Here is a 21,493-nt window from a genome sequence, read left to right as displayed (position 1 = left end):
TACGGTTGGGCGGCCGAAGCGCGGTACTGTCAGCGGTGAGGGCCCTGGTGCGTGGCCTGGCGAGACGGGAATGATGATGGATGCGATCGCCGTGCTGGGCAGCGTCGGAGACGTGTTCGCGTGGATCGGGCTGGGGATTGGTCTTCCGCTGCTCGTGATCGCACTGATCGGCCGGGTCGCGGATGGACATTGGCGGGGCGCCGAGGTGACGCTGATCGAGCGTCCGGAGGGAACGCTCGCGCGGTGGTACACCGCCGGGCAGTTCTGGGAGCGCCCGCTGCGCGGGTGGGAGGCAGCACACTGGAGCGGCCACGAGTCGGCACCGGCGTACGTGAACGACCACAATCCGCAGCGGATGCGGTTCGACGCGCATCAACCCGCGCTGCGCGCGGTGCGGGGTCTCGGCATCACGCTCACCTCGGCCGGGCTCGTCGGTCTGCTGCTGTCGTTCGCGCCTGCTGTGCTCGGCTGAGTACGGCCGGCGTTCAGGTTGTCGCGGCGCCGAGGGCGCGGATGCCGAAGAACGCCGCCCGGACGCGTTCGGCGACCTCGTCATCGGTGGCGGCGGAGAACTTGCCGTCGAGGTGCAGGAAGGCGAGTCCGTGCGCGAGCGCCCAGACGCCCTGGGCGAGCGTCTGGTGATCGGCATCCGGATAGATCTGCGTCAGCGCATCTGCGACGAGGCCCTGCAGCGCGCCGGCAGCGACCACCCGCTCGTCGTTGCTGTCGTCGCACTCCTGTCCGAACATGAGGCGGAACAGGGCCGGGCGGCGCAGAGCGAAGCGCACGTAGGTGACGGCGAACTCAATGAGTTCGTCTTCGGTGGCGGGCAAGTCACCGCTAGGGGCGAGGTCATGGCGCAGGTCGCGAAACCCGCGCACGGCGAGGGCCGATTCGAGGGCTTCACGGTCGGCGAAGTGGCGATACGGGGCGGTCTGCGAGACTTCGGCCCGACGGGCGACTGCCCGCAGGGAGAAGGCTTCGCCGGCCTCGAGCATCTCGAGAGCGGCATCGATCAGCGCGGTGCGCAGGTCGCCGTGATGGTACGTGTCGCGTGCCGTGGACATGGCTCCTCCGCCTGGTGATGTATGCGTCGTAAACATACCATGTTGACACTGCACACTTGTGACCCTACACTCATGTGAGCAACGTAAACATCAAGACGAAGGCCAGGCGCAACAATGCAGACGATCCTCGGAGCGAACGGACAGATCGCCGTCGAGCTGGCGCGCGAACTGCACCGCGGGTTCACGACCGACATCCGTCTCGTGAGCCGCAATCCGCGCCGCGTGAACGACTCCGACGAGCTCGTGCAGGCCGACCTGCTCGACGCCCGGCAGACGGCCGCCGCTGTCGCCGGCAGCGACATCGTGTACTTCACCGCTGGCCTGCCCGCAGATGCTGAGCTGTGGGAGCGGCAGTTCCCCACCATGCTCCGCAACGCCCTCGATGCCGCGCGCGCGGCGGGGGCGGCCTTCGCCTACTTCGACAACACCTACATGTATCCGCAGAGCAACCAGGTGCAGACCGAGCAGATGGCGTTCGCACCGGTCGGGCGCAAGGGGCGCGTGCGGGCCCAGATGGCGACGATGGTGCTTGACGAGATGGCCCGCGGTGAGATCCCGGTGCTGATCGCTCGCGCGCCCGAGTTCTACGGCCCCGGCCGCACCCAGAGCTTCACGAACTCGCTCATCATCGACCGGATGCTGGCCGGCAAGCGCGCGCTGGTGCCGGTGCGAGCGAACACGAAGCGCACGCTCATCTGGACGCCGGATGCCAGCCGCGGGCTCGCCCTGCTCGGCAACACACCCGATGCGTATGGACAGAGCTGGCACCTGCCGGTGGACTCTCAGCGCCTCACCTACCGCGAGTTCGTGACGCTCGCCGCCGAGGTGTTCGGAACGGATGCCGGCTACACCGTCCTCCCGAAGTGGCTGCTCACCCTCGCCGGGCACTTCTCACCACAGGCCAAGGCGATCGAGGAACTGCTCACCCGGTACCGCTACGACAACGTCTTCGACTCGTCGAAGTTCGACGCGCGGTTCCCGGAGTTCGACGTGACGACCTATCGGCGTGGGCTCGAGATCATCGCCAGCGAGAGGCGCTGACTGCGCGTCACCTCATTCCTCGCGTTGCCACACCCACGGCACGGTCTCGGTGATCTTGACCAGCCCCGCACGCTCGAGGATCGGGCGTGAGTAGTCGGTGCAGTCGGCGTGGATCCACTGGACTCCGCGCGCCATCGCGGAGCGCACCCGCGCCGCCGTGAGGGCCCGGTAGATGCCTCGCCTGCGGAACTCTGGAAGGGTCGCACCACCCCAGATGCCGGCGAAGGGTGTGCCCGGAATCGGGTCGATTCGCCCCGCGCTGACGATGCGCCCGTTGACCTCGGCGCCCCACACTTCGACGGCACCATCGGCCTGCGGGGCGAGCAGCGTGGGCAGCATGGTGTCGACCATGGGAGCGCCTCCGAACACGGCATCCTGCATCTCAAGTGCCGCACGGATGTCGTCGGAGCCTGTGAGGCGCCGCACGGTGACGCCGTCAGGCGCGGAGGCGTCGATTAGAGTCGAGGCCTCGCCGAGCATCACCGACTCGGGCGGCTCCGGGGTGAAGCCGGCCGCGGTGAGCGCTTCCGTCAGCCCGGGCGCCTCGTCATGCGTGCGCGTCTTCCACTCGGCGTGGCGGATCGTTTCGTCCTCCGCGAGCAGCGAAACGATCTCAGACACATGCGCCGCGGGGTCGTCGAGCTCACGATAGGTGACGAACACGCGGCCGCCACCGACGCGTCCGATCCAGAGCGGTCCGCGGCGTTGCACATCGGGGACCCCGTGCACTTCTGCGGCGGTGCGAAGATGCGCGTCGTAGACAGCCAGCAGATCCGTCATGGTCGTAGCCTAGGGGCGCGCTTGTCCGATCGATCTAACAGCAGCGCGATCGGACGCCCGGCAGCACGCTTAGCCGGTCGTCAGGTCAGCCGCGTCAGCTTAGTAGACGAGCGGCGGCAGGCGAGAGGAGGGTGCCTGGAGTCGCCGCCCGAAGATGATGTGGCGGATGCCGTAGCCTCAGACAACGTTGGCTGGCCGGCATGCACCCGTCGCACATGACGCCGGGTCAGCGGGGCTGCGCAAGGTGAGGCGCGAGGTGCCTCAGCACTGCGGAGTGCACTTCCTCGTCGGCGCTGATGACGGCACCGTCGGCTTTGTGAAGCGGCTCCCCGTTCAGTGCCGTGATCACGCACCCGGCAGCCTCGGCGATAGCGATGCCGGCCGCAAAATGAAGGTCACCGAGGAGCGGTCCGTCGGTGACGTACGCAGCACGCCGACCGGCGGCCACCCACGCGACGACCAGTGTCGATGACAGGATGCGAGGTTCGAACTCGGCCCGAAACGCGAGATCGACAACAAGCTGCGCGCTGACTGAGTGATCGTTGCGAGGCCGGTCCGCATTGATTTCGACGAGTCGCGAACTGTTCGTCGGCTCGAGCGGGTGGTCAACACCGTCGCGCCGAGCAAAGGCTCCGCTCCCGTCGGTCCAAAACAGTTCGCCCGACACCGGTTCGGCTGATGCTGCCACCGAGGTCGCACCGTCAATGACGAGCGCGACATTCACAGCCGCGAGCGGCGTGTTGGCCGCGAAGTTCCGTGTCCCGCAAAGCGGATCAACGAGCCACAGCCGATCGGAACGATCTCGCGCATCGTGCCCGAGTTCCTCGCCGAGGACAGAGTCGCCCGGCCGATGCGCATCCAGGACGGCCCGAATGGCCCTCTCGGAATCGATATCTGCCTGGGTGGCGAAGTCCGTCCCCGACTTAGATATGCGGTTTGGTTCACGACCGTACGCCTTGCGGATAACCGCGGCACCGGCTTCCGTGGCCGCAAGGCAGGTCTCAACATCCGATAACCCCATGTCCCGAACGTAGTTCTCTGGTCAGATCAGCAACGTCGGACACAGCGTCGTCCGACATGTTCGACCGTTTCGGAACGAACATCAGACAGAGCTGAACTCGATCGGCGGGACTCCAACTGGCTTCCCTCGTTGCTAGTCTCAGCCCTGTGCCCGACCGCATACTCCTGCACTTTCACCCCGACTGGCCGTATCGCGGCGCAACGGTGATCGAGGCCATGGGGTCGACCGGGCGCTACTTTTCGCAGTTTTACACTGGTACATCGAACGGGGGTCTCACCGCCCAACCAGGCGGGGACCGCTGGAACTGGGAAAGCCGGCTCTTCAATCGCCGATACGACATCGCAGCCGCAGATGCGCGGCCGGTCTATGGTGCCGTCGACCTCGGGGACCCGCACGGCTCTGCTCCTCGCTTTGGATCAGCGTTTCTGCGGCTGCGGCGCGAGACGTCGGAACGTGCCACCTACTGCTACCCGGATTCTGTTTTCGAGCCCGAGAAGGTTGTGCAGCTCGAGGAAGTACCGATCCTCATCGAGAAGATGCGGTCCGCGGAACACGATCCGCTGGATCGCTATGTCGAAGCACATGTGCATGGAGGCATCAGTTTCGCAGCTGATGTCGAAGCGATCGTTCTCGACCCCTGCTATCGAGATACGTTCGTGCACGCCGCGGCGTCCACTCTGACTGAGGTCGAGTTTCACCCCGGTTTCAGGGTCGATACCGGAGAACTTGACCCGGCCTACCGCGGCGCGGAGTGTGTACATCTGGCCGAGCATTTGGCTGGGACGCTGACGCCTGACGTTCTCGGCTCTGCCGCACGATCCGGTCGATATGACCCGCAATCGCTCAAGCGAGTGTGGCACCTGCTCGCGAGGTACGGGCGGCAACCGACTTGACGGCTTCTCCGGCGGTTCGACGCTCGGTCACAGAAATGGAATGCGTGAAAGCTCCGTGATCAAACCGTTGCATTCGTTACCTCGCCGTTATACAGTGATCGCACGGTGAATGTTTGCTGTGGCATCCATCGCATGTGATTGCAGGACAACTCTTGGTGCAAAGGGACAAGGGCCGGTCGGGAGCCTCTCCGATCGGCCCTTACTGCGTCTCGGGTACGCTTCGACAAGCTCAGCGACCGCGCTCGAACGGGACGGAGACCGGATGTTGATCGTCATGGCAGGCCTCCCCGCCAGCGGAAAGAGCACCATCGCTGACGCCGCCGCACGACTTCTCGGCTGCGCCGTCATCTCCGTCGACCCGATCGAAGCCGCCCTCTGGACGGCGGGCATCGACCGCGACCAACCCACCGGCCTCGCCGCCTACGTCGCCGCCGAGGCCATCGCGGAGGCGCAGCTTCGCCTCGGTCACGACGTGATCATCGACGCTGTCAACGACGCCGAGGCCGCCCGGCAGCAGTGGCAGGATCTCGCAGATCGTGCCGGCGCTGGCATCCTCTTCGTCGAAGTCTTCACCACCGACATCGCCGAGCACCGCCGCCGTCTCGAGACGCGTGAGCGCGGCATCGCGGGCTTCCCCGAACCGACCTGGGAACAGATCCAGGGGCGACGAGCCGGTTTCGACGGGTGGGACACACCGCGACTGCGCCTCGACTCACGGGAACCGGTCGAGGTGCAGGCGCGCCGCATTGTGGATGCCGTCGCGGGGCGCTTCGACAAGCTCAGCGACCCAGGCGTGTGATCTGAACCGGCCCGCACCTCGGACGGGGCGATGAGTACGCTGGTAACCATGACTGACCGCCGGCTCGCCATGGAAGCGTGGGAGAGCCTCTTCCGCGCCCAGCACGAGCTGTTCGCCCTGATGATGAGCGATTTCGAAGGAACCGACGTCTCTCAGGCCGAGTACGACGTGCTGCTCACCACCGTGCGCTCCCCCGCGATGAGCGCCCGCCTGCGCGACATCACGGCCAACATGCTCATCAGCCAGCCCAGCGTCTCGCGCCTGATCGACCGCATGGTCACCCGGGGGCTCGTCACCAAGGCCCCCGACCCCAACGACGCCCGCAGCTCGATCGTCACCGCGACGGATGCCGGGGCGCGGGCCTTCCGCGCCGTCGCCACCGTGCACGGCCGGTCGATCGCCCGCTGCATGTCTCCTCTCACCGACGACGAACTGCGCGCCCTCCTCTCCCTCACCCAGAAGCTGCGCGGCATCTGACCCCGCGCCAGCGGCCCGCGCGCCGTTCTGGCAGGGTGGAACCAGCCCGCGCGACCGCGCCGGCACTCGGACCACCCCCGTGGGGGAATTGGGAGGTCATTCATGGAGTTCGCCGGAGCCATCGGCATCCTCATCATCATCGGCATCGCCGCCGTCGCCATCATCGTCGTGGGACTCATCGGGCTGCTGTTCGCCCGCAGCTGGATCAAGGTCGCCCGCGCCGACGAAGCGCTCGTCATCTCGGGACGCAAGCAGAAGGTGCAGAGCTCGGTCGTCGCCGCCGACGGCAGCACCCGCTCCGAACTGTCGGAGTCGCCGGTCACCGTCATCGTCAACGGCAAGTCGCTGGTCAACCCGATCACGCAGCGCTTCGAGATCATCTCGCTGCGCTCGCGTCAGGTCTCGCTGAACGCCGAGGCGCAGTCGCTCGACAACGTCACCCTCAACGTCGACGGCGTCGCGATCGTCAAGATCGGCTCCGACCCGCTGTACGTGCGCCGTGCGGCCGAGCGTTTCGCCTCGCAGGACAAGGCGATCGAGCAGTTCACCACCGAGCAGCTCGAAGGCGCCCTGCGCGGCATCGTCGCCACCCTCTCGGTCGTCGAGCTCATGCGGGAGCGCAAGAAGTTCTCCGACCAGATCGCCGCCGACGTCTCGCAGGAGCTCGCCGAGCAGGGACTCATCCTCGACTCGTTCCAGATCAAGGGCATCACCGACAAGGTCGGCTACATCCAGTCGCTCGGCGCCCCCGAGATCCAGGCGAAGCGCCAGGCGGCCGAGATCGCGCAGACCAACGCCGACCGCGCGATCAATCAGAAGAACATCGCCAACCAAGAGGCGAACCTCATCGAGCAGACCGCGCTCGACACCAACACGGCCAACGCGGATGCCGGCATCGGTCGTGCCCGCGCCGAGGCCGAGCAGGCCGAGCAGCTCGCCCGCGCCCAGGCCGAGCAGGCCGTGCTGCAGCAGCAGGCCGAGAACAAGCAGGCTCAGCTGGATGCCGACGTCAAGCGCGTCGCCGACGCCCAGCGTTATGAGGCCGAGACCCGCGCACAGGCTGAGCTGTACACGCGTGAGCGTGCCGCCGAGGCGGCCGCGATCGAGCAGGTCAAGCAGGCCGAGGCCCGCACCCGCATCGCCGAACAGCAGGCACAGGCCGACAAGGCACGCGCCGCCGGTGAGGCTGCTGCCGCCGAGGCGAAGGCAACCGGTGAGGCCAACGCGCTGCGCGCTCAGGCCGAGGCAGAGGCCGAGGCGCGCCGCCTGCGGGCATCCGCCGAGGCCGAGGCGATCCGCGCCGAGGGTGAAGCCCGCGCTGCCGCCGTCGAGGCGGAGGCCAAGGCCATCGCCTCGAACCAGGAGGCCTTCCTGTCGCAGCGCGTGCTCGAGACCCTGCCGTCGATCATGAGCGAGTTCGCCAAGGGCTACGCCGCGATCGGCAACGTCTCCATCGTCGGCGGCACCTCAGACGACGGAGCATCCAGCGTCGTCGGCGCTGACAACGCCCGCGCGCTGCGCTCGGTGTTCGACAGCGTCAGCTCGGCCACCGGGCTCGACCTCGCCGCGATCATCCAGGGCCAGGCCGTCGGTCGCGGTTTCGGGGCAGGAGTGGCGGATGCGGCGCCCGCGCCCGCGCCGGTCAAGCGCGAGCCGCACCCCACCACGCCGCCGCCCGCGGCACCCGCACCGGCCCCCGAGGCCTGAGCGCACGAGTGAAGCGGATGCCGCGGCCTTCGGGTCGCGGCATCCGTCTTTTCCCGCGTTTGCCAGCTAGGGCGTCCGCCGGCGCAGCGTCAGGGGTGCGAGCACCAGGAACGCGACGGCGAATGCCGCAACGATGAGCACGGGGCCGGCGACATCCGACCCCTCGTCGCCCGCCGCGACGGCCTGGATCGCGTCGATCGCGTGGCTCAGCGGCAGCCAGTCCGAGATCGCGTAGAGCACGTCGGGCATCTGATCGCGGGGCATGAACAGCCCGCCGAGGATGATCTGCGGGAACACCAGCAGCGGCATGAACTGCACCGCCTGGAACTCCGTGCGCGCGAACGCGCTAGCGAGCAGCCCGAGCGCGGTGCCCAGCAGCGCATCGACCACCGCGACCAGCCCCAGCTGCCACAGCGGCCCGTCGACGGTGAGGCCGCACACGTAGACGGCGAACGCGACCGTGATGACGGCCTGCAACACGGCCATCAGACCGAACGCCAGCGCGTAGCCGAGGATGAAGTCGACCTTGCCGAGCGGGGTGCTCATCAGTCGCTCGAGCGTGCCGGAGCGCCGTTCGCGCAGGGTCGTGATCGAGGTGAGCAGGAACATGACGATGAACGGGAACAGCGCGAGAATCGCCCCACCCACCCGGTCGAACACACCCTCCTGGTCGGAGAAGAGCCAAGCGAACAGGCCTACGAGCAGGCTCGGGGCGACGAGCATGAGTGCGATCGATCGCGGGTCGTGTCGCAGCTGGTGCAGCACCCGCCCGGCGGTGGCGAAGGCTCGGCGCAGGTTCATCGCCCCTCCTCCCTCAGCGATCGTCGTGTCTCGTGATGCGCGGACGTGTCGCGTTCGATGAGCGCCAAGAACGCGGCCTCCGCATCCGTCTCGCCCGTGTCGGCGAGCAACTGTGCCGGCGTCGTGTCGGCGATGACCCGTCCCTCACGCATGAGCAGCAGCCGATCGCAGCGCAGCGCCTCGTCCATCACGTGGCTCGACACCAGCAGCGTCGTGCCCTGGTCGGCGATCTGCCGGAACAGCGTCCACAGCTCCGCGCGCAGCACCGGATCCAAACCGACCGTCGGTTCATCGAGCACCACCAGCTCTGGGGAGCCGAGCAGCGCGACCGCGAGCGACACCCGGTTCAGCTGACCTCCGCTGAGCGAGCCCACCGACTGCTGCGCCCGATCGTGCAGGCCCACATCGGCGAGCACCCGATCGACATCAGATCGTGGGGCGCCCAGGATCGAGGCGAAATAGCGCAGGTTCTCCAGCACGCTGAGATCGGTGTACACGGCGGCACCCTGGGTGCCGTACGCAACCCGTCGCCGCAGCCCCGCTGAGCCGGCAGGCTCACCCAGCACGGTGACCGTGCCACCGGCGATCTTCTGCACCCCGACGACGGCGCGCATGAGGGTCGTCTTGCCGCACCCCGAAGGCCCGAGCAGACCGATCACCTCTCCGCGCGGGATCCGCAGCGAGAGGTCGTCAAACACCAGGTGATGCCCGCGGCGCACGGTGAGACCGTCGATCACCACAGCATCGGCTGCGTTACTGCCCGTCATACCGCGATCGTACGCCCGCGGACCCCGCACCGCTCAGCAGGAAAGGCGCCCCGATTCGTGCCGAGTTGGGCCCTGGGTTCAGCACTCGATGACGTTCACCGCGAGGCCGCCCTCGCTCGTCTCCTTGTACTTGGTCGACATGTCGAGACCGGTCTGCCGCATCGTCTCGACGACCGCGTCCAGCGACACGTAGTGCGAGCCGTCTCCGCGCAAGGCCAGGCGGGCAGCGGTGACCGCCGTCGATGCTGCGATGGCGTTGCGTTCGATGCAGGGGATCTGCACCAGCCCGCCGATCGGGTCGCAGGTGAGCCCGAGGTGGTGCTCCATCGCGATCTCGGCGGCGTTCTCGATCTGCCGGTTGGTGCCGCCCATGACAGCGGTGAGCCCGCCGGCGGCCATGGCGCACGCCGAGCCGACCTCGGCCTGGCATCCGCCCTCGGCACCCGAGATCGAGGCGTTGTTCTTGAACAGCGACCCGAGCGCGGTCGCCGTCAGCAGGAAGCGGCGGATGCCACGGCGCCGGTTCGCCTCGGCCCGCTCCTCCTCGCTCAGGTGTGCCTCGTCGAGGTGCGCGGCATCCTCGCCGAATCCAATCAGGGCACTGCCGACCAGTTCGCCGTACGGCGTCACCGCGTTGCCCGCGCCGAGCCCCGAGTCGGCGAGGAACCGCCACCAGTACATCGCCACGGCGGGAAGGATGCCGGCCGCGCCGTTCGTCGGCGCGGTCACCACACGCCCGCCCGCCGCGTTCTCTTCGTTCACGGCCAGCGCGAACGCTCCCAGCCACTCGCCGGGAAGCTCGCGGTGCCCGTCGGCCTCGGTCGCCTCGAGTTGCTCACGGATCGTCGCGGCCCGCCGCTTGACCTTGAGGATGCCGGGCAGTGTGCCCTCGCTATGCAACCCCGCGTCCACGCACGCCGACATGGCATCCCAGATGGCGTCGAGCCCCGCCGCGACCTCTTCTTCCGTGCGGGTGGCCGTCTCGTTGATCCGGGCGATCTCGGCGATCGACAGCCCGTGCTCATCACACAGCGACAGCAGTTCGGCTGCGTCACGGTAGGGGTACGGATGCACGCCACCGGCCACCGACGGCTCTTCACCCTCGCGCCGGATGAACCCGCCACCCACCGAGTAGTAGGTCTGCTCAGCGACGACCTCGCCGTCGGCATCGAGCGCCCGCAGCGTCATCGCGTTCGGATGCCCGGGCAGCCGAGTGCGGGGAGCGAAGACGATGTCGTCTTTCGCGAACGGCACAGGATGGATGCCGGCCAGGGCCAGGTCCTGCCCGGCGGGCCAGTCGGTCCACGCCGAGCGCACGGCCGACGGATCGGCGGTCTCGGGCTCGAGTCCCTGGAGGCCCGCGACGACGGCATCCGGCGTACCGTGCCCGATGCCGGTGGCACCCAACGAACCGAACAGATCGCAGGTGACCCGCGTGACCCGCTCGAGCGCGCCGCCTGCCCGCAGCCGTTGCGCGAACTCGAGCCCTGCCCTCATCGGCCCGACGGTGTGGGAGCTGGAGGGTCCTACACCGATGGAGAACAGGTCGAAAGCCGAGACGTACGCAGTCACCCCACCAGCCTACGTGCCTGAGCAGACCGATCGGTCGGTAACTCTGAAACGAAGAAATCCCCGCCGCTTTCGCGACGGGGATTTCAGCTGCGCGCCCCGAGGGACTCGAACCCCCAACCTTCTGATCCGTAGTCAGATGCTCTATCCATTGAGCTAGGGGCGCACTGCCCGCTCAGCGGGCCGAAGAACAGCCTACAACACGAATCGCGTGCGTACGAAATCGAGCAGTCGGCGCCGTCAGGCCGGGGGTGTCGAGCCCTTGCGCGCAGACTTGGCCGCCGCCTTCTCCGCGGCTTTCTCCGCCGCCCTCTCGCGCTTCTTGCGGGCGCGACGATCTGAGGCCAGCGCCTGCAGGTCGACGAGCTTCAGCGCCTGCATCCGCGCATCGCGCATGCGCTCGTAGTCGGGATCCTGATCGGGACGCATCGCCTCGACGCGCAGGCGGCGGTCGAGATTGCCGCGCACGTCGCTCCAGGCCGCCTCACGTGCCGACTCGACGAGCTCGCGCACGGCCTCCGGGTCGTCAGCGATCTCGCGCAGTTTGGTGGCGACGCCGATCGACTGCTTGGCACGCCGGCGCAGATTGCGCACGTCGCGGTCGCGGTAGTCGTGGGTGCCGGAAGGGTCGGAGTGGCGACCACGCGCCTTCTTGCGCAGTTCGGTGAGCAGCGCAGCGGCATCTTCCGATTCGGTGGCCATGGCCTCGAGCGCCTGCCGGGTGTCTTCGGTGTACTTGTCGAGGTCGAAGGTGCCGCCCTGGGCGATCGTGCCCACCAGAATGTGGTTCTTCACGGCGAGGCGTGCCGCGGCGGTGGCGATCGCGACGCCTTCGGCGATGGCATCCGCGTTACGTCCCAAGAGAACCTCCTGCATCGAGCGTACCCGTAGCACTGAGCGTGTCGACGGCATGGCTCAGATCGCCTGCGCGAGACGAGCACGCAGACGCTCCTCAGCCGCTGCGCGTCCCCGCAGCAGATGCCGCGGAATCAGCTCACGCAGCAGATCGGCGTCGCGAGCGACGAGTGCGTCGTAGATCTCACGATGTTCGTCCGCCATGTCGAAGAGCGCGTCGTGCTGCCCGAACAGCCACCGCAGGCGCGGGAGGAAGACCTGACTGAGCTCGTCCAGTCCGGCGTTGCCAGCGAGGGCGACGGCCGTCGCGTGGAACTCTGCCGCCGCCACCCTGGCCCTTTCGACCTCACCGTTGCGCGCCGCCTGTTCTTCGCGTTCGAGGATCACCGCGAGACGCTGGGCCCCCTCCTCGTCGTGCCGCTCGGCGGCGAGTACGAAGGCCAGGGTCTCGAACACCGTGCGCACCTCGCCGAAATCACGGATGTCCTTCATGCTGAACTCCCGCACAACCGCCCAGCTGCGTGGACGGGTCACGACGATGCCCTCGAGCATGAGCATCTTGATCGCCTCGCGCACCGGCAGGCGCGACACGTCGAGCGCGCGGGCGATGTCACGCTCGACCAGGCGTGATCCGGGCGGGCGGCGACCGAGCATGATGTCGTCGCGAAGGATCCGCGCGACGCGCGCTGATTCAAGCTCAGCGCGATACTCGATGACCATTCTCGGATCATCCCACCGGCCGCCGACACGCGCCACCCCCGCCGGGTGCGCTGCGGTGTGCTCAGCGCACGACGGCGGTGACGGTGGCCAGCCGCGCGAGCACCTCGTGGCTGATGGAGCCGAGCAGGAAGCGCGCGACCGCCCCGCGACCGTGTGAACCAACGACGATCATCCGGGCACCCGCGGCGATGTCGTTGATGACCTCCGAGGGGTACCCGCGCTCGACGCGCTCCTCGATCTGCAGGTCGGGGTAGTCCTGACGCAGCCCGCCGAGGGCGACGCCGAGCGTCTCGGCCGACACCGACTCCATCGATTCGATGTAGTCGGCCGGGTAGGCGCCGATGTGTCGAGGCAGCGGCACCGGCGTCCACACCGTCACCGCGATGAGCGGTTCGCCGAGCCGTTCTGCCTCCTGGGCGGCGAAGCGCGTCGCGGCCTCCGACACCTCCGACCCGTCCACTCCGACGACAACGCCGGAACGCCCCGCGAGGTCGATCTCGGGCACGACGATGACGGGACTGTGCGCGGCGGCGGCGATGCGCACCCCGTGGCTTCCCCGAGCCGGACCGTGGCCCGGTCCGCGGTAATCGCTGCCGATCACCAGCAGCGCGGCATCCTTCGACGCATCGATCAGCACACTCACCGGGTTGCCGGCGTGGGCCTGCACTTCGACGGTCAAGCCGCGCTCGCGCAGCGGTGCGGCCGTCGCGTCCAGCGCGGCCGTGGTCGCTTCAAGTGCGGCCTCGAGCACGGATGCCTCGCCGACTGCCCCGGTCGCTCCGCCGACGACGCCGATCAGACGCAGCGACTGCCGGTGCGACGCCGCGCGATCTGCGGCCCACTGCACTGCCCTGCGCCCCGCCTCGGTATCGGCTGCTCCGACCACGATCTCGTTCGCCACGACGGCCTCCTCTTTGTCGACGTGGTTCCAGGCTATCCACGGGCCCGGCGCCGGTACAGGGCGCCGGGCCGTGGTTATTCCGGGCAGGTCAGCGGACCGGAGCCGCACAGTCCTCGCGCCCCTCGAAGGGGAAGTCAATCCCCCGGCGGTACACCGGCCGAGGCTGGTAGACGTTCACGCCGGGTTCCCCGCGCAGCAGCATCGCACTGGCGAACGGTTGCTCGTCGCCCGTGATCTTCGTGGAGGTGGGGATGTAGCGGATCGTCAGCCCGCAGCGCCGGCGCGGCGAGGTGTTCGCGTTGGATCCGTGCACGATGTTCGGGTGGTGCACGTCGACGTCGCCCGGGCTCAGGATGAGGTCGTGCGCGAGGGACTCGTCGACCTCGGCATCCATCTCTGAACCCAGCACGTTGGGCACGTCGGAACGCTCGCGCAGCTGCTCCAGGGAGCGCTTGTGGCTGCCGGGGATGACCCGCAGGCATCCGTTCTCGGGAGTGGATTCGTCGACGGCGAGCCACATCGTCATCACGTTCATCGGCTCGAGATTCCAGTACGCGCCATCCTGGTGCCACAGCACGCGCTTGCCCGAGAACGGCGGCTTGCTGATGTAGTGCGAAGCGAACAGGGCGATGTCGGGGCCGACGAACGTCTCGGCGATGTCGAGCAAGCGAGGGTCGCTCACCAGACGCACCCAGAACGGATCCTTCGCGAGCAGCGTGTGCCCGAGGTCTTCGCCGGCGAGTTCGGGATGCCGCTCCTGCAACCAGAGCACATGCTCGGCCGCCTCGCCCATGAGGTCGGCGTCGAGGACGCTGCGGAAGATCGTGTAGCCGTTCTCGTCGTACTCGCGCAGCGCCGCTTCGGTGCGTTCCGCCGATGCCGTGGTGGTCATGTCGTCTCCTCCTGGGACGTGTCGTGGTGCTTCGATTCTGCGCGCGGGGCTGCGGGTACGACTATGCCGCCACTGTCTACTTTTGGTATTTTTTTGCTGTGTTGACCCTGTTTTTCAAGGATTTCGAACCGCAGTACTCGTACCATGCCGCCCTGATCTCGTTCCGCTCTTCGTCGGCACCCGAGAGCAGGCTGCACGATCACGCCGACTTCGCCGAGTTCATGCTTGTCACGGCGGGGGCCGGCACCCACGAGGTCAACGGCACGAGCGTGGGCATCGAGCGCGGCGCGCTGACCCTCGTGCGCCCTAGAGATCGCCACCTCGTACTGCCCGCGCCCGGCGGAGCGCTGGAGTTCATCAACATCGCCTTTCCGGTCGACCTCGCGATCGGCATCCTCGACGCGGCCGGGGTGAGTGCGGCGCGCTGGTTCTCGGCTGCCGACACTCCGCTCGTGCGGCTGTCTGAGAACGACATGGCCGAGCTGCACGCGGTCTATCTCGACATCCTGCATCGCCGCCTGCAGGGCCCTTCCCCTCTCGATCTGATGCGGCTGCTCGCCACATCCCTCGCCCGCTGGCCGGAAGCGCCATCGCCGGGCGCCGCCGCGACGCCGGTTTGGCTGCACTCGGCGCTGGTGCAGATGCGCGACGAGGAGAACCTGCGGCGCGGGATGGATGCCCTGCGCGAACTCACCCGCGTCAGCCCCTCCCACCTCTCCCGCGAGGTGCGACGGCACACCGGGCAGACACCGGGCCAGTGGCTCACGGCCGCGCGATTGCGCCTCGCCCGCACACTGCTGGCCACGACGACCGACCCGGTCGAGCGCATCGCCCGGCGCGTCGGCTTCGACAGCGCCTCATACTTCGGCAAGAGGTTCCGCGCCGCCACCGGGCTGAGCGCCTCGGAGTACCGCCGTCAGCGGGTAGCCGGCGTGCTCGGATCCGGTTCGGGGCGCTGACGTACCGAGCCGGATGCCGCGGTCACCAGCCTCCGTCGATGGCGACGTACGTCGTCTGCAGGTACTCGTCGATGCCGGTCACCCCTCCCTCACGGCCGTAACCGCTGTGCTTGACGCCGCCGAACGGTGCGGCGACGTTGGAGAGCACACCACGGTTGATGCCCACCATTCCGACCTCCAGTCGGGTGGCAAGCGCGAGTGCGCGGTCGAGGTCGGCTGTGAAGATGTAGGCCGCGAGACCGAACTCGTTCGCGTCGAGTAGTGCCAGCAGCTCGGCGTCATCCGCCCAGCTCACGATGGGCGCCACCGGGCCGAAGATCTCCTCCCGCACGATGCGTGCGCCAGGTGGCACGTCGATCAGCGCGGTCGGCGCCAGGTAGCTGCCGCCGGTGCCCGCGGGCGGGTCGATCCGGCTGAGCACCTGCGCCCCGTCGGCGACGGCGTCGTCGACCAGGGCATTGATCCGCTCGACGGCGCGCTCGTCGATGAGGGGACCGACGTCGCTGGCGGCATCCTTGCCCGCACCGACCACCAGCGCATCGAACCGGTCGCGCAGCGCGCGGGCGAACGCCGCGCTGACGCTCTCGTGCACGAAGAACACATTGGCCGCGGTGCACGCCTCGCCGTTGTTGCGCAGTTTCGCCTTCATGGCCTCATCGGCGGCGCGCGGGATGTCGGCATCCGCGCACACGATGAGCGGGGCATTGCCGCCGAGCTCCATCGAGAGGCGGAGCACCTGATCGGCGGACTGCCGGATGAGCTGTCGTCCCACGGTCGTCGACCCGGTGAAGGAGAGTTTGCGCAGCCGAGAGTCACGCATCAGCGCGGCGACGACGCCCTCCGAGTCGGAGGTCGGCAGCACCGAGAGCACACCCGCAGGGAGGCCTGCCTCGTGGAGGATGCCGGCGAGCGCGTTCATCGTGAGCGGTGTGTGCGTGGCCGGTTTGACGATGGCCGTGCACCCCGCGGCGAGCGCAGGACCGATCTTGCGCGTCCCCATCGCGAGCGGGAAGTTCCACGGTGTGACCAGGAGGCAGGGGCCGACCGGCATCCGCACCGTCATCATCCGGCTGCCGCCATCGGGGGCGACGCCGATGCTGCCGCCGATGCGCACCGCCTCCTCGGAGAACCAACGGAGGAAGTCTGCGGAGTAGTCGACCTCGGCCAACGATTCGCCGAGCGGCTTGCCCATCTCCAGGGTCATCAGCAGGGCGAGATCGTCGCGTCGCCCACGGACGAGTTCGTAGGCGCGCCGCAGGATGTCGGAACGCTGCTGTGGGGGTGTCGCCGCCCACCCGGTCTGGCTGGCATCGGCCACACCGAGCGCCTCGAGGGCGTCAGCGACAGAGGCATCGGCGACACGCGTCAGGACGGCCCCCGTGGCAGGGTCGATGACGTCGAACTCCGCGTCACCGGCGGCAGGGCGGAAGGTGTTCGCGACGAACAGGCCCGTCGGAGCGAGCTGCAGGGCGCGGCGCACCGCGTCGTCGGTCAGGGCGTTCATCCGATCACCCCGACATCGGTCGCGATCCGGGTCATGCCGTCGAGCGCGCCGGCATCGTGCCCTGGCACGAGACGGCTGCCCGCGGCCTCGTACGCACGAATGGTCTCGAAGGTGCGGTACGTCGCCGGAAGATCCATGCAAGAGCTAAACGGCATGTCTCGATCGAGCTCCTCACGAAAGTGCAGGGCGTCGGAGGTGAGCAGCACGGGCCCAGCGGAGGTGTGCACCTCGACCATGAGCTGCCCCGGCGTGTGTCCTCCGACGGGGATGAGCCGCACGCCCGGCGCGAGGTCGGTCGGCTCGACGACGGCGGTGATCCGGCCGGCGCGATCGAGGCTGTCGAGCAGATCGACCTCGGCCGGCTCGGAGAAGTGTCCGACCAGTTGGTGCGAAAGCGCCCCGCTGCGCACGAAGGCGAGCTCGGCGGCCGCGAGATGGACCTCAGCACGGGGAAAGCGCGAGAGGTTGCCGATGTGGTCGTAATGGCAGTGCGTCACGACCACATCGGTGACGTCGTCGGCATCCACTCCGAGGTGTTCAGCGAGCATCTCGATGGGATCGTGCAGCACGATCCGATCGCGGCGAGCTGCGACCTCGGAGGCGTAACCGGTGTCGACGACGATGATCCGGCCGGCGCTGCGAAGCGCCCAGAAGTAGTAGTCGACCGTGTGCGCGTCGTCCGGCTCACCGTACAGCGCATAGTCGAGGAAGACCTCCGACCGAAGTGATCGGCGCGTTCCATGACGGAAGGTGAACACCTGCCAGTTGGGCAGATCGCTGGACGACGCGCTCACCTGTCAGTCGCCCTTTCCGCTGTGCACCGCCACGGTCGGCTCGAGCACATCGGCACCGACGACCTCGTGCCAGGCCTCGACGCCCCACTGGAAGGCGACGATGCCGGCCTCGGGCAGCGAGATCTCGATGGCCTCGAGGATCTCCTCCGGGCTGAGCCCCAGGTCGAGGGCGACCTGGATGTGGCTCTTCAGCTGGGGCATCGGCGCACGCATCACCGTGAGGCTGAGGATGAACAGCAGCTCCTTGGTCTTGCGGTCGAGGCGGCGGGGCGCGAGGTAGGCGGCATTGACGACCCCGTTGGCGGCCTGCAGCACGGGGAAGTCTGCCGCGGCCATGATCTTGTGATAGTCGAGGACGTACCCGCGGGAGCGAGCCATGTCGTCGATGTACTTCTGCGCGTCTTCAGTCATGAGTGTCGATCCTTCTGTCGGTGGTGGTGTCGGTGATGGATGGGTCAGCGTCGCAAGAGCACGCCGTTGGCGCTCTCGTAGTACCGCGCGATCTCGGTGTGGTCCGGGGGCGTGTTCGCCACCTCGCGCGCCTGTCGGGCGACCTCTCCGGCGGAGTCGGTGACCGGGGTGTCCAGGCCGGCGCCGCTCGTGAGGGTGTGGGCGATGGCGAGGTCTTTGAGCATGAGGTCCATGCCGAATCCCGAATCGAACGTGCCGGTGAGAACGAACTTGGGGTACTTCACCTCGCTCGCCTGGCTGCGCCCGGTCGAGGCGTTGATCACGTCGAGCATCTTCTGGGGCGCAATGCCGAAGCGCGCGGCGGCGGAGATCACCTCGGCTATGGCGGCGATGTTCGTCGCCGAGAGCAGGTTGTTCAGCGCCTTGGCCGCGTCTCCGCTGCCGGGGCCGCCGACGTGGTGAACGCTGGCGCCCACGGAGGCGAGAAGTGTCTCGGCTCGGACGAGGTCGTCCGGTTCGGCGCCAACCATGATGGCCAGCTCGCCGGTCGTGGCCTTGGCGACGCCCCCGGAGACCGGTGCGTCGACATACGAGATGCCGCGGGAGCGGGCCAGGGCCGCGAGCTCGCTCGTGCTGCCGGGCTCCGACGAGCTCATATCGATGATCAGCGCTCCCTCGGGCAGTCGTTCGAGCAGCGCCGTGTCATCGCGCAGCAGCGCCTCGACGATGCGCGAGTTGGGCACCATCAGGATCACCGTGTCGATGTCGGCGGGCAGGTCATCGAGATCGCTGAGCGCGCGGATGCCGAGGTCGTCAGCCACGCGGGCTGCTGTCTGAGCGTTCACGTCGTAGACGACGAGGTCGACATCGGCGGCGAGGTTGCGGGCCATGGGTTCACCCATCGCCCCGAGTCCAATGAACAGAACGGTCATCATCTGCTCCTTTCAAGAGCGGTCTGAAGGACGGACGGATGCTGGTCGCGCACCCGAATCAGCGCAGCGTCGAGGTATTCCGCGAACAGGGCGGGGTTCTCGGCGTGCGGGAAGTGCCCGAGCTCCGGCATCTCGACGAAGGAGGAGTTCGGGATGCGCGCGGCAAGGCGCCGCGAGTCGTCCGGGGTCACCGTGGTGTCGTAGCTACCGCTGAGCACCGCGATGTGCGGGGTGCGCTCATCGAACGAGGCGACGACCTCGTCGAGGTCCCACTGCAGATACGACGCGATATCGGCGGCGTACGTGCCATGCCCTCCCCGCGAGTACCCCCACCACACGCGGGTGCGGAAATCGCGGGGCGATGCGGGATTCATCAGCCCGACGGTCCATTCCGGCACGAGCAGGGTCTGATCGATGTCTGTAGCGGCGAGCAGCTCGGAGGCCCGATTGCTTACGCGCTCGCCTGCCTGGCAGGCGACGGCACCGGCGAAGCGGGTGGGATGTGTGGCCACGGCGTGGACGACGGCTGCCCCGGCCATCGATGCGCCCACGAGTGTCGGACGTTCAAGGCCGATGGCATCCGCTGCCTCGACGATGAAGTCGGTGTAGTCGGCGGGTGTGAGGCGCCATTCGCCGGGGTACTCGCCGAAGGTGGGAGAGGATCGTCCGTGCCAGGGCAGGTCTACGGTGATCAGCTCGTACCGCTCGATGATGTCGGAGTCGGTCATGAGCCCGTGCCACTGCGTGGTGTCGCTGCCCGCGGTCGCGAGGGCAAGCAGCTGGGGCCCCTGCCCGCACCGCTCGACGTGGATGTCGGCGACGCCGAGCGCGGATGCGACCCGTAGATAGCTGCCGACGGCGGTGAGAGGGCGGGGGTGGGCGGATGCCTCGCTTCTGCCACCTCGTCCGCTCTCGATGAGAGCGCGGACCAGGTGCAGGTGGCGGTAGAAGGCACGCGTGTCGCCCTCGACGACGACCACTCCTGTGCGCACCAGGTGAAGAAGGCTCTGCCACCCCGGTTCGGGGCTGCTCTGCAGCAGGCGATCCCACACGGCATCCGGCGCGACCACGGTGAACGGCGCTGCGGCGGGAGCCGCGGTCGACGCACCAGCCGGGTCGAGGACGAGGGCGATCGCCCATCCGGAGCCGGCGAAGCCCGCCGTGACCTGGCCATCCGGGAGCAGCGCACGCACGGCGCGCGCATCGGCGCCGTGCGTGAGCTGCTGCGTGATTCCCGCAGAGGCGAGGGTGTCAGCCACGGGAGATGTCGATTCCCTTGGTCTCCGGCAGGGTCGGCAGCAGCACAGCTGTGGCGACGATTGCCACCGCGACTAGGTAGAACGCGGGCGAGACGAGGATGCCGGTGCTGGCGACGAGTGCGGCGGCGATCAGCGGACCGGGGCCGGCGAGCAACGCGTAAGCGACGTTGTAGCCGATGGCGGAGCCGGTTGCGCGGATGGATGCCGGGAACACCTCGACCAGCAGCACGTTGTTGACCACGGCGGTGCAGGCGACGAAGAAGGCGAACGGCACGAGGGCGATCAGCCCCAGCCAGGCGTTGCCGGAGGAAAGCAGCCAGAACGCGGGAAGGCTCCAGATGATGAGGCCGAAGAGCCCCGTGAAGAGCACCGGGCGACGACCCAAGCGGTCGACGAGCACACCGACGAGCGGGTTGAATCCGACGTAGATCGCCATGATGAAGCCGCACAGCACGAGTGCTTCGAGGCGGGGCATGCCGACCGGGCCGGAGAGGAAGTTGTTCACGTAGGTGATCAAGTAGTAGAGGCTCACGCCGAACACACCCGAGAAGGCGAGAGTCATCACGAAGGCCTTCACCTTTGCACTCGTCGGAGTGCGCTCCAGGGTGTTCGTCGCCCGGCGCCGCTCGACCTCCTCGAAGACCGGAGTGTCTTCGAGCTTGCGGCGGATGTAGATGGCGACGACGGCCATCACCAGCGAGGCGATGAACGGCAGACGCCATCCCCAGCTCTGGAGCGACTCTGCCGACATGGATGCGGTCAGCACGGCCGCGGTGATGGTGCCGATGAGGAAGGCGAGGCCGGCCGTGCCGGTGACCACGCTGGCGTAGACCGCGCGCTTCGCACCGGGTGCGCTTTCGCCGATGTAGGCGGCGGCGCTGGTCCACTCACTGCCCGCGAAACCGCCCTGCAGCAGGCGCAGCACGACGATGATGATCGGCGCCGCGATGCCGATGGCCGCGTACGACGGGGTGAGCCCGATGAGTGCGGTGACGACACCCATGCCGAGCACGGTGACGATGAGCACGCTGCGCCGACCGAGTCGGTCGCCGAGCGGGCCGAGGATGAGTGCGCCGAAGGGGCGTGAGATGAAGCCGACGGCGAAGACGGCCAGCGACGAGAGCATCTCTGCGGTGGCGTTACCCGACGGGAAGAACTGTGCGCCGATGATGGCTGCGAAGTAGCCATAGATGGCGAAGTCGAACCACTCCATGAAGTTGCCGATGCCGACGGCGACCATGCGCCGCGTCCGGTCCTTCTTGGTCAATGCGATCGATGCCGTCAGCGGCTGCTGCGGATCGCTCGTGGGCCGTGTACCCGAACTGTCCATCCGTGATCTCCCTT

Annotated in this window: 23 protein-coding genes and 1 tRNA gene; 7 read left to right on the top strand and 17 right to left on the bottom strand. The window is 68.1% G+C overall.

The features are described 5' to 3' along the window. Positions 1-73 precede the first annotated feature (73 nt). A complete protein-coding gene (locus WDU93_RS10465; RefSeq protein ID WP_337320344.1) occupies positions 74-472 on the top strand; it encodes a hypothetical protein in 399 nt (132 codons plus the stop codon). 13 nt (positions 473-485) lie between these two features. Here WDU93_RS10465 and WDU93_RS10460 read toward each other — a convergent pair whose 3' ends face one another. Continuing rightward, complete coding sequence (locus tag WDU93_RS10460) at positions 486-1,067, bottom strand: TetR/AcrR family transcriptional regulator (RefSeq protein ID WP_337320342.1); 582 nt, start codon at positions 1,065-1,067, stop codon at positions 486-488. A gap of 114 nt (positions 1,068-1,181) precedes the next feature. On the opposite strand from WDU93_RS10460, the gene WDU93_RS10455 reads away from it, so the two are divergent. Beyond that, positions 1,182-2,108, top strand: a complete 927-nt coding sequence (locus WDU93_RS10455; protein ID WP_337320340.1) for an NAD-dependent epimerase/dehydratase family protein — start codon at positions 1,182-1,184, stop codon at positions 2,106-2,108. A gap of 12 nt (positions 2,109-2,120) precedes the next feature. Here WDU93_RS10455 and WDU93_RS10450 read toward each other — a convergent pair whose 3' ends face one another. Both WDU93_RS10450 and WDU93_RS10445 read right to left on the bottom strand, forming a co-directional pair. Further along, positions 2,121-2,888 (bottom strand): GNAT family N-acetyltransferase, encoded by a 768-nt coding sequence (locus WDU93_RS10450; protein WP_337320338.1) that lies wholly within the window; start codon positions 2,886-2,888, stop codon positions 2,121-2,123. Between the two features lie 226 nt (positions 2,889-3,114). After that, entirely contained in the window at positions 3,115-3,909 is a 795-nt protein-coding gene (locus WDU93_RS10445; protein WP_337320336.1) for an inositol monophosphatase family protein, read from the bottom strand. A 146-nt stretch (positions 3,910-4,055) separates the two neighbouring features. Between WDU93_RS10445 and WDU93_RS10440 the strand changes: the two genes are divergently transcribed. The 4 genes from WDU93_RS10440 (at position 4,056) to WDU93_RS10425 (ending at position 7,785) form a co-directional block, all read left to right on the top strand. Next, complete coding sequence (locus WDU93_RS10440; protein WP_337320334.1) at positions 4,056-4,802, top strand: DUF3626 domain-containing protein; 747 nt, start codon at positions 4,056-4,058, stop codon at positions 4,800-4,802. 274 nt (positions 4,803-5,076) lie between these two features. Beyond that, a complete protein-coding gene (locus WDU93_RS10435; RefSeq protein WP_337320332.1) occupies positions 5,077-5,601 on the top strand; it encodes a P-loop nucleotide/nucleoside kinase family protein in 525 nt (174 codons plus the stop codon). 48 nt (positions 5,602-5,649) lie between these two features. Then, positions 5,650-6,078 carry a MarR family winged helix-turn-helix transcriptional regulator gene (locus WDU93_RS10430; RefSeq protein ID WP_337320331.1) on the top strand — a complete coding sequence of 143 codons (429 nt, stop codon included), beginning with the start codon at positions 5,650-5,652 and terminating at the stop codon, positions 6,076-6,078. Between the two features lie 102 nt (positions 6,079-6,180). Beyond that, positions 6,181-7,785 carry an SPFH domain-containing protein gene (locus WDU93_RS10425; protein ID WP_337320329.1) on the top strand — a complete coding sequence of 535 codons (1,605 nt, stop codon included), beginning with the start codon at positions 6,181-6,183 and terminating at the stop codon, positions 7,783-7,785. A gap of 66 nt (positions 7,786-7,851) precedes the next feature. On the opposite strand, the gene WDU93_RS10420 is transcribed toward WDU93_RS10425, so the two are convergent. From WDU93_RS10420 to WDU93_RS10385, 8 genes are all read right to left on the bottom strand, one after another. After that, complete coding sequence (locus tag WDU93_RS10420; RefSeq protein WP_337320327.1) at positions 7,852-8,586, bottom strand: ABC transporter permease; 735 nt, start codon at positions 8,584-8,586, stop codon at positions 7,852-7,854. Next, positions 8,583-9,353: an ABC transporter ATP-binding protein gene (locus tag WDU93_RS10415; RefSeq protein WP_337320326.1), complete on the bottom strand. Its 771-nt coding sequence runs from the start codon at positions 9,351-9,353 to the stop codon at positions 8,583-8,585. The genes WDU93_RS10420 and WDU93_RS10415 overlap by 4 nt, the downstream gene beginning before the upstream one ends. 78 nt (positions 9,354-9,431) lie before the next feature. After that, positions 9,432-10,925, bottom strand: a complete 1,494-nt coding sequence (locus WDU93_RS10410) for an L-serine ammonia-lyase, iron-sulfur-dependent, subunit alpha (protein WP_337320325.1) — start codon at positions 10,923-10,925, stop codon at positions 9,432-9,434. Positions 10,926-11,015: 90 nt separating this feature from the next. Then, positions 11,016-11,088: transfer RNA gene (locus WDU93_RS10405), tRNA-Arg, on the bottom strand. A gap of 74 nt (positions 11,089-11,162) precedes the next feature. Next, on the bottom strand, positions 11,163-11,783 hold the full coding sequence (locus WDU93_RS10400; protein WP_337320322.1) for an asparagine synthase: 621 nt from the start codon (positions 11,781-11,783) through the stop codon (positions 11,163-11,165). Between the two features lie 54 nt (positions 11,784-11,837). Beyond that, on the bottom strand, positions 11,838-12,497 hold the full coding sequence (locus tag WDU93_RS10395) for a GntR family transcriptional regulator (protein ID WP_337320320.1): 660 nt from the start codon (positions 12,495-12,497) through the stop codon (positions 11,838-11,840). Between the two features lie 61 nt (positions 12,498-12,558). Then, positions 12,559-13,398, bottom strand: a complete 840-nt coding sequence (locus WDU93_RS10390) for a universal stress protein (RefSeq protein WP_337320318.1) — start codon at positions 13,396-13,398, stop codon at positions 12,559-12,561. Positions 13,399-13,486: 88 nt separating this feature from the next. Continuing rightward, entirely contained in the window at positions 13,487-14,290 is an 804-nt protein-coding gene (locus WDU93_RS10385) for a phytanoyl-CoA dioxygenase family protein (protein WP_337320316.1), read from the bottom strand. 98 nt (positions 14,291-14,388) lie between these two features. Here WDU93_RS10385 and WDU93_RS10380 point away from each other — a divergent pair, with 98 nt between their 5' ends. Beyond that, a complete protein-coding gene (locus tag WDU93_RS10380; RefSeq protein ID WP_337320314.1) occupies positions 14,389-15,249 on the top strand; it encodes a helix-turn-helix transcriptional regulator in 861 nt (286 codons plus the stop codon). A gap of 22 nt (positions 15,250-15,271) precedes the next feature. On the opposite strand, the gene WDU93_RS10375 is transcribed toward WDU93_RS10380, so the two are convergent. From WDU93_RS10375 to WDU93_RS10350, 6 genes are read right to left on the bottom strand one after another with little or no spacing between them, the layout of a single operon-like run. Further along, positions 15,272-16,753, bottom strand: coding sequence for an NAD-dependent succinate-semialdehyde dehydrogenase (locus WDU93_RS10375; protein WP_337320313.1), 1,482 nt, complete (start codon positions 16,751-16,753; stop codon positions 15,272-15,274). Continuing rightward, the gene (locus WDU93_RS10370; protein WP_337320312.1) at positions 16,750-17,547 is read right to left on the bottom strand and encodes an N-acyl homoserine lactonase family protein; all 798 of its coding nucleotides are present in this window, start codon (positions 17,545-17,547) and stop codon (positions 16,750-16,752) included. Before WDU93_RS10370 ends, WDU93_RS10375 begins: the two co-directional genes overlap by 4 nt. A gap of 3 nt (positions 17,548-17,550) precedes the next feature. Further along, a complete protein-coding gene (locus WDU93_RS10365; protein ID WP_337320310.1) occupies positions 17,551-17,958 on the bottom strand; it encodes a carboxymuconolactone decarboxylase family protein in 408 nt (135 codons plus the stop codon). Between the two features lie 44 nt (positions 17,959-18,002). Continuing rightward, positions 18,003-18,890, bottom strand: a complete 888-nt coding sequence (locus WDU93_RS10360; protein WP_337320307.1) for an NAD(P)-dependent oxidoreductase — start codon at positions 18,888-18,890, stop codon at positions 18,003-18,005. Continuing rightward, positions 18,890-20,149, bottom strand: a complete 1,260-nt coding sequence (locus WDU93_RS10355; protein ID WP_337320305.1) for an alpha/beta fold hydrolase — start codon at positions 20,147-20,149, stop codon at positions 18,890-18,892. Before WDU93_RS10355 ends, WDU93_RS10360 begins: the two co-directional genes overlap by 1 nt. Then, positions 20,142-21,479, bottom strand: a complete 1,338-nt coding sequence (locus tag WDU93_RS10350; RefSeq protein WP_337320303.1) for an MFS transporter — start codon at positions 21,477-21,479, stop codon at positions 20,142-20,144. Before WDU93_RS10350 ends, WDU93_RS10355 begins: the two co-directional genes overlap by 8 nt. Between the last annotated feature and the right edge of the window lie 14 nt (positions 21,480-21,493).

The sequence above is a fragment of the Microbacterium istanbulense genome (assembly GCF_037204145.1).
Lineage (GTDB): Bacteria > Actinomycetota > Actinomycetes > Actinomycetales > Microbacteriaceae > Microbacterium > Microbacterium istanbulense.
This window is presented reverse-complemented; position numbering and strand designations above follow the sequence as displayed.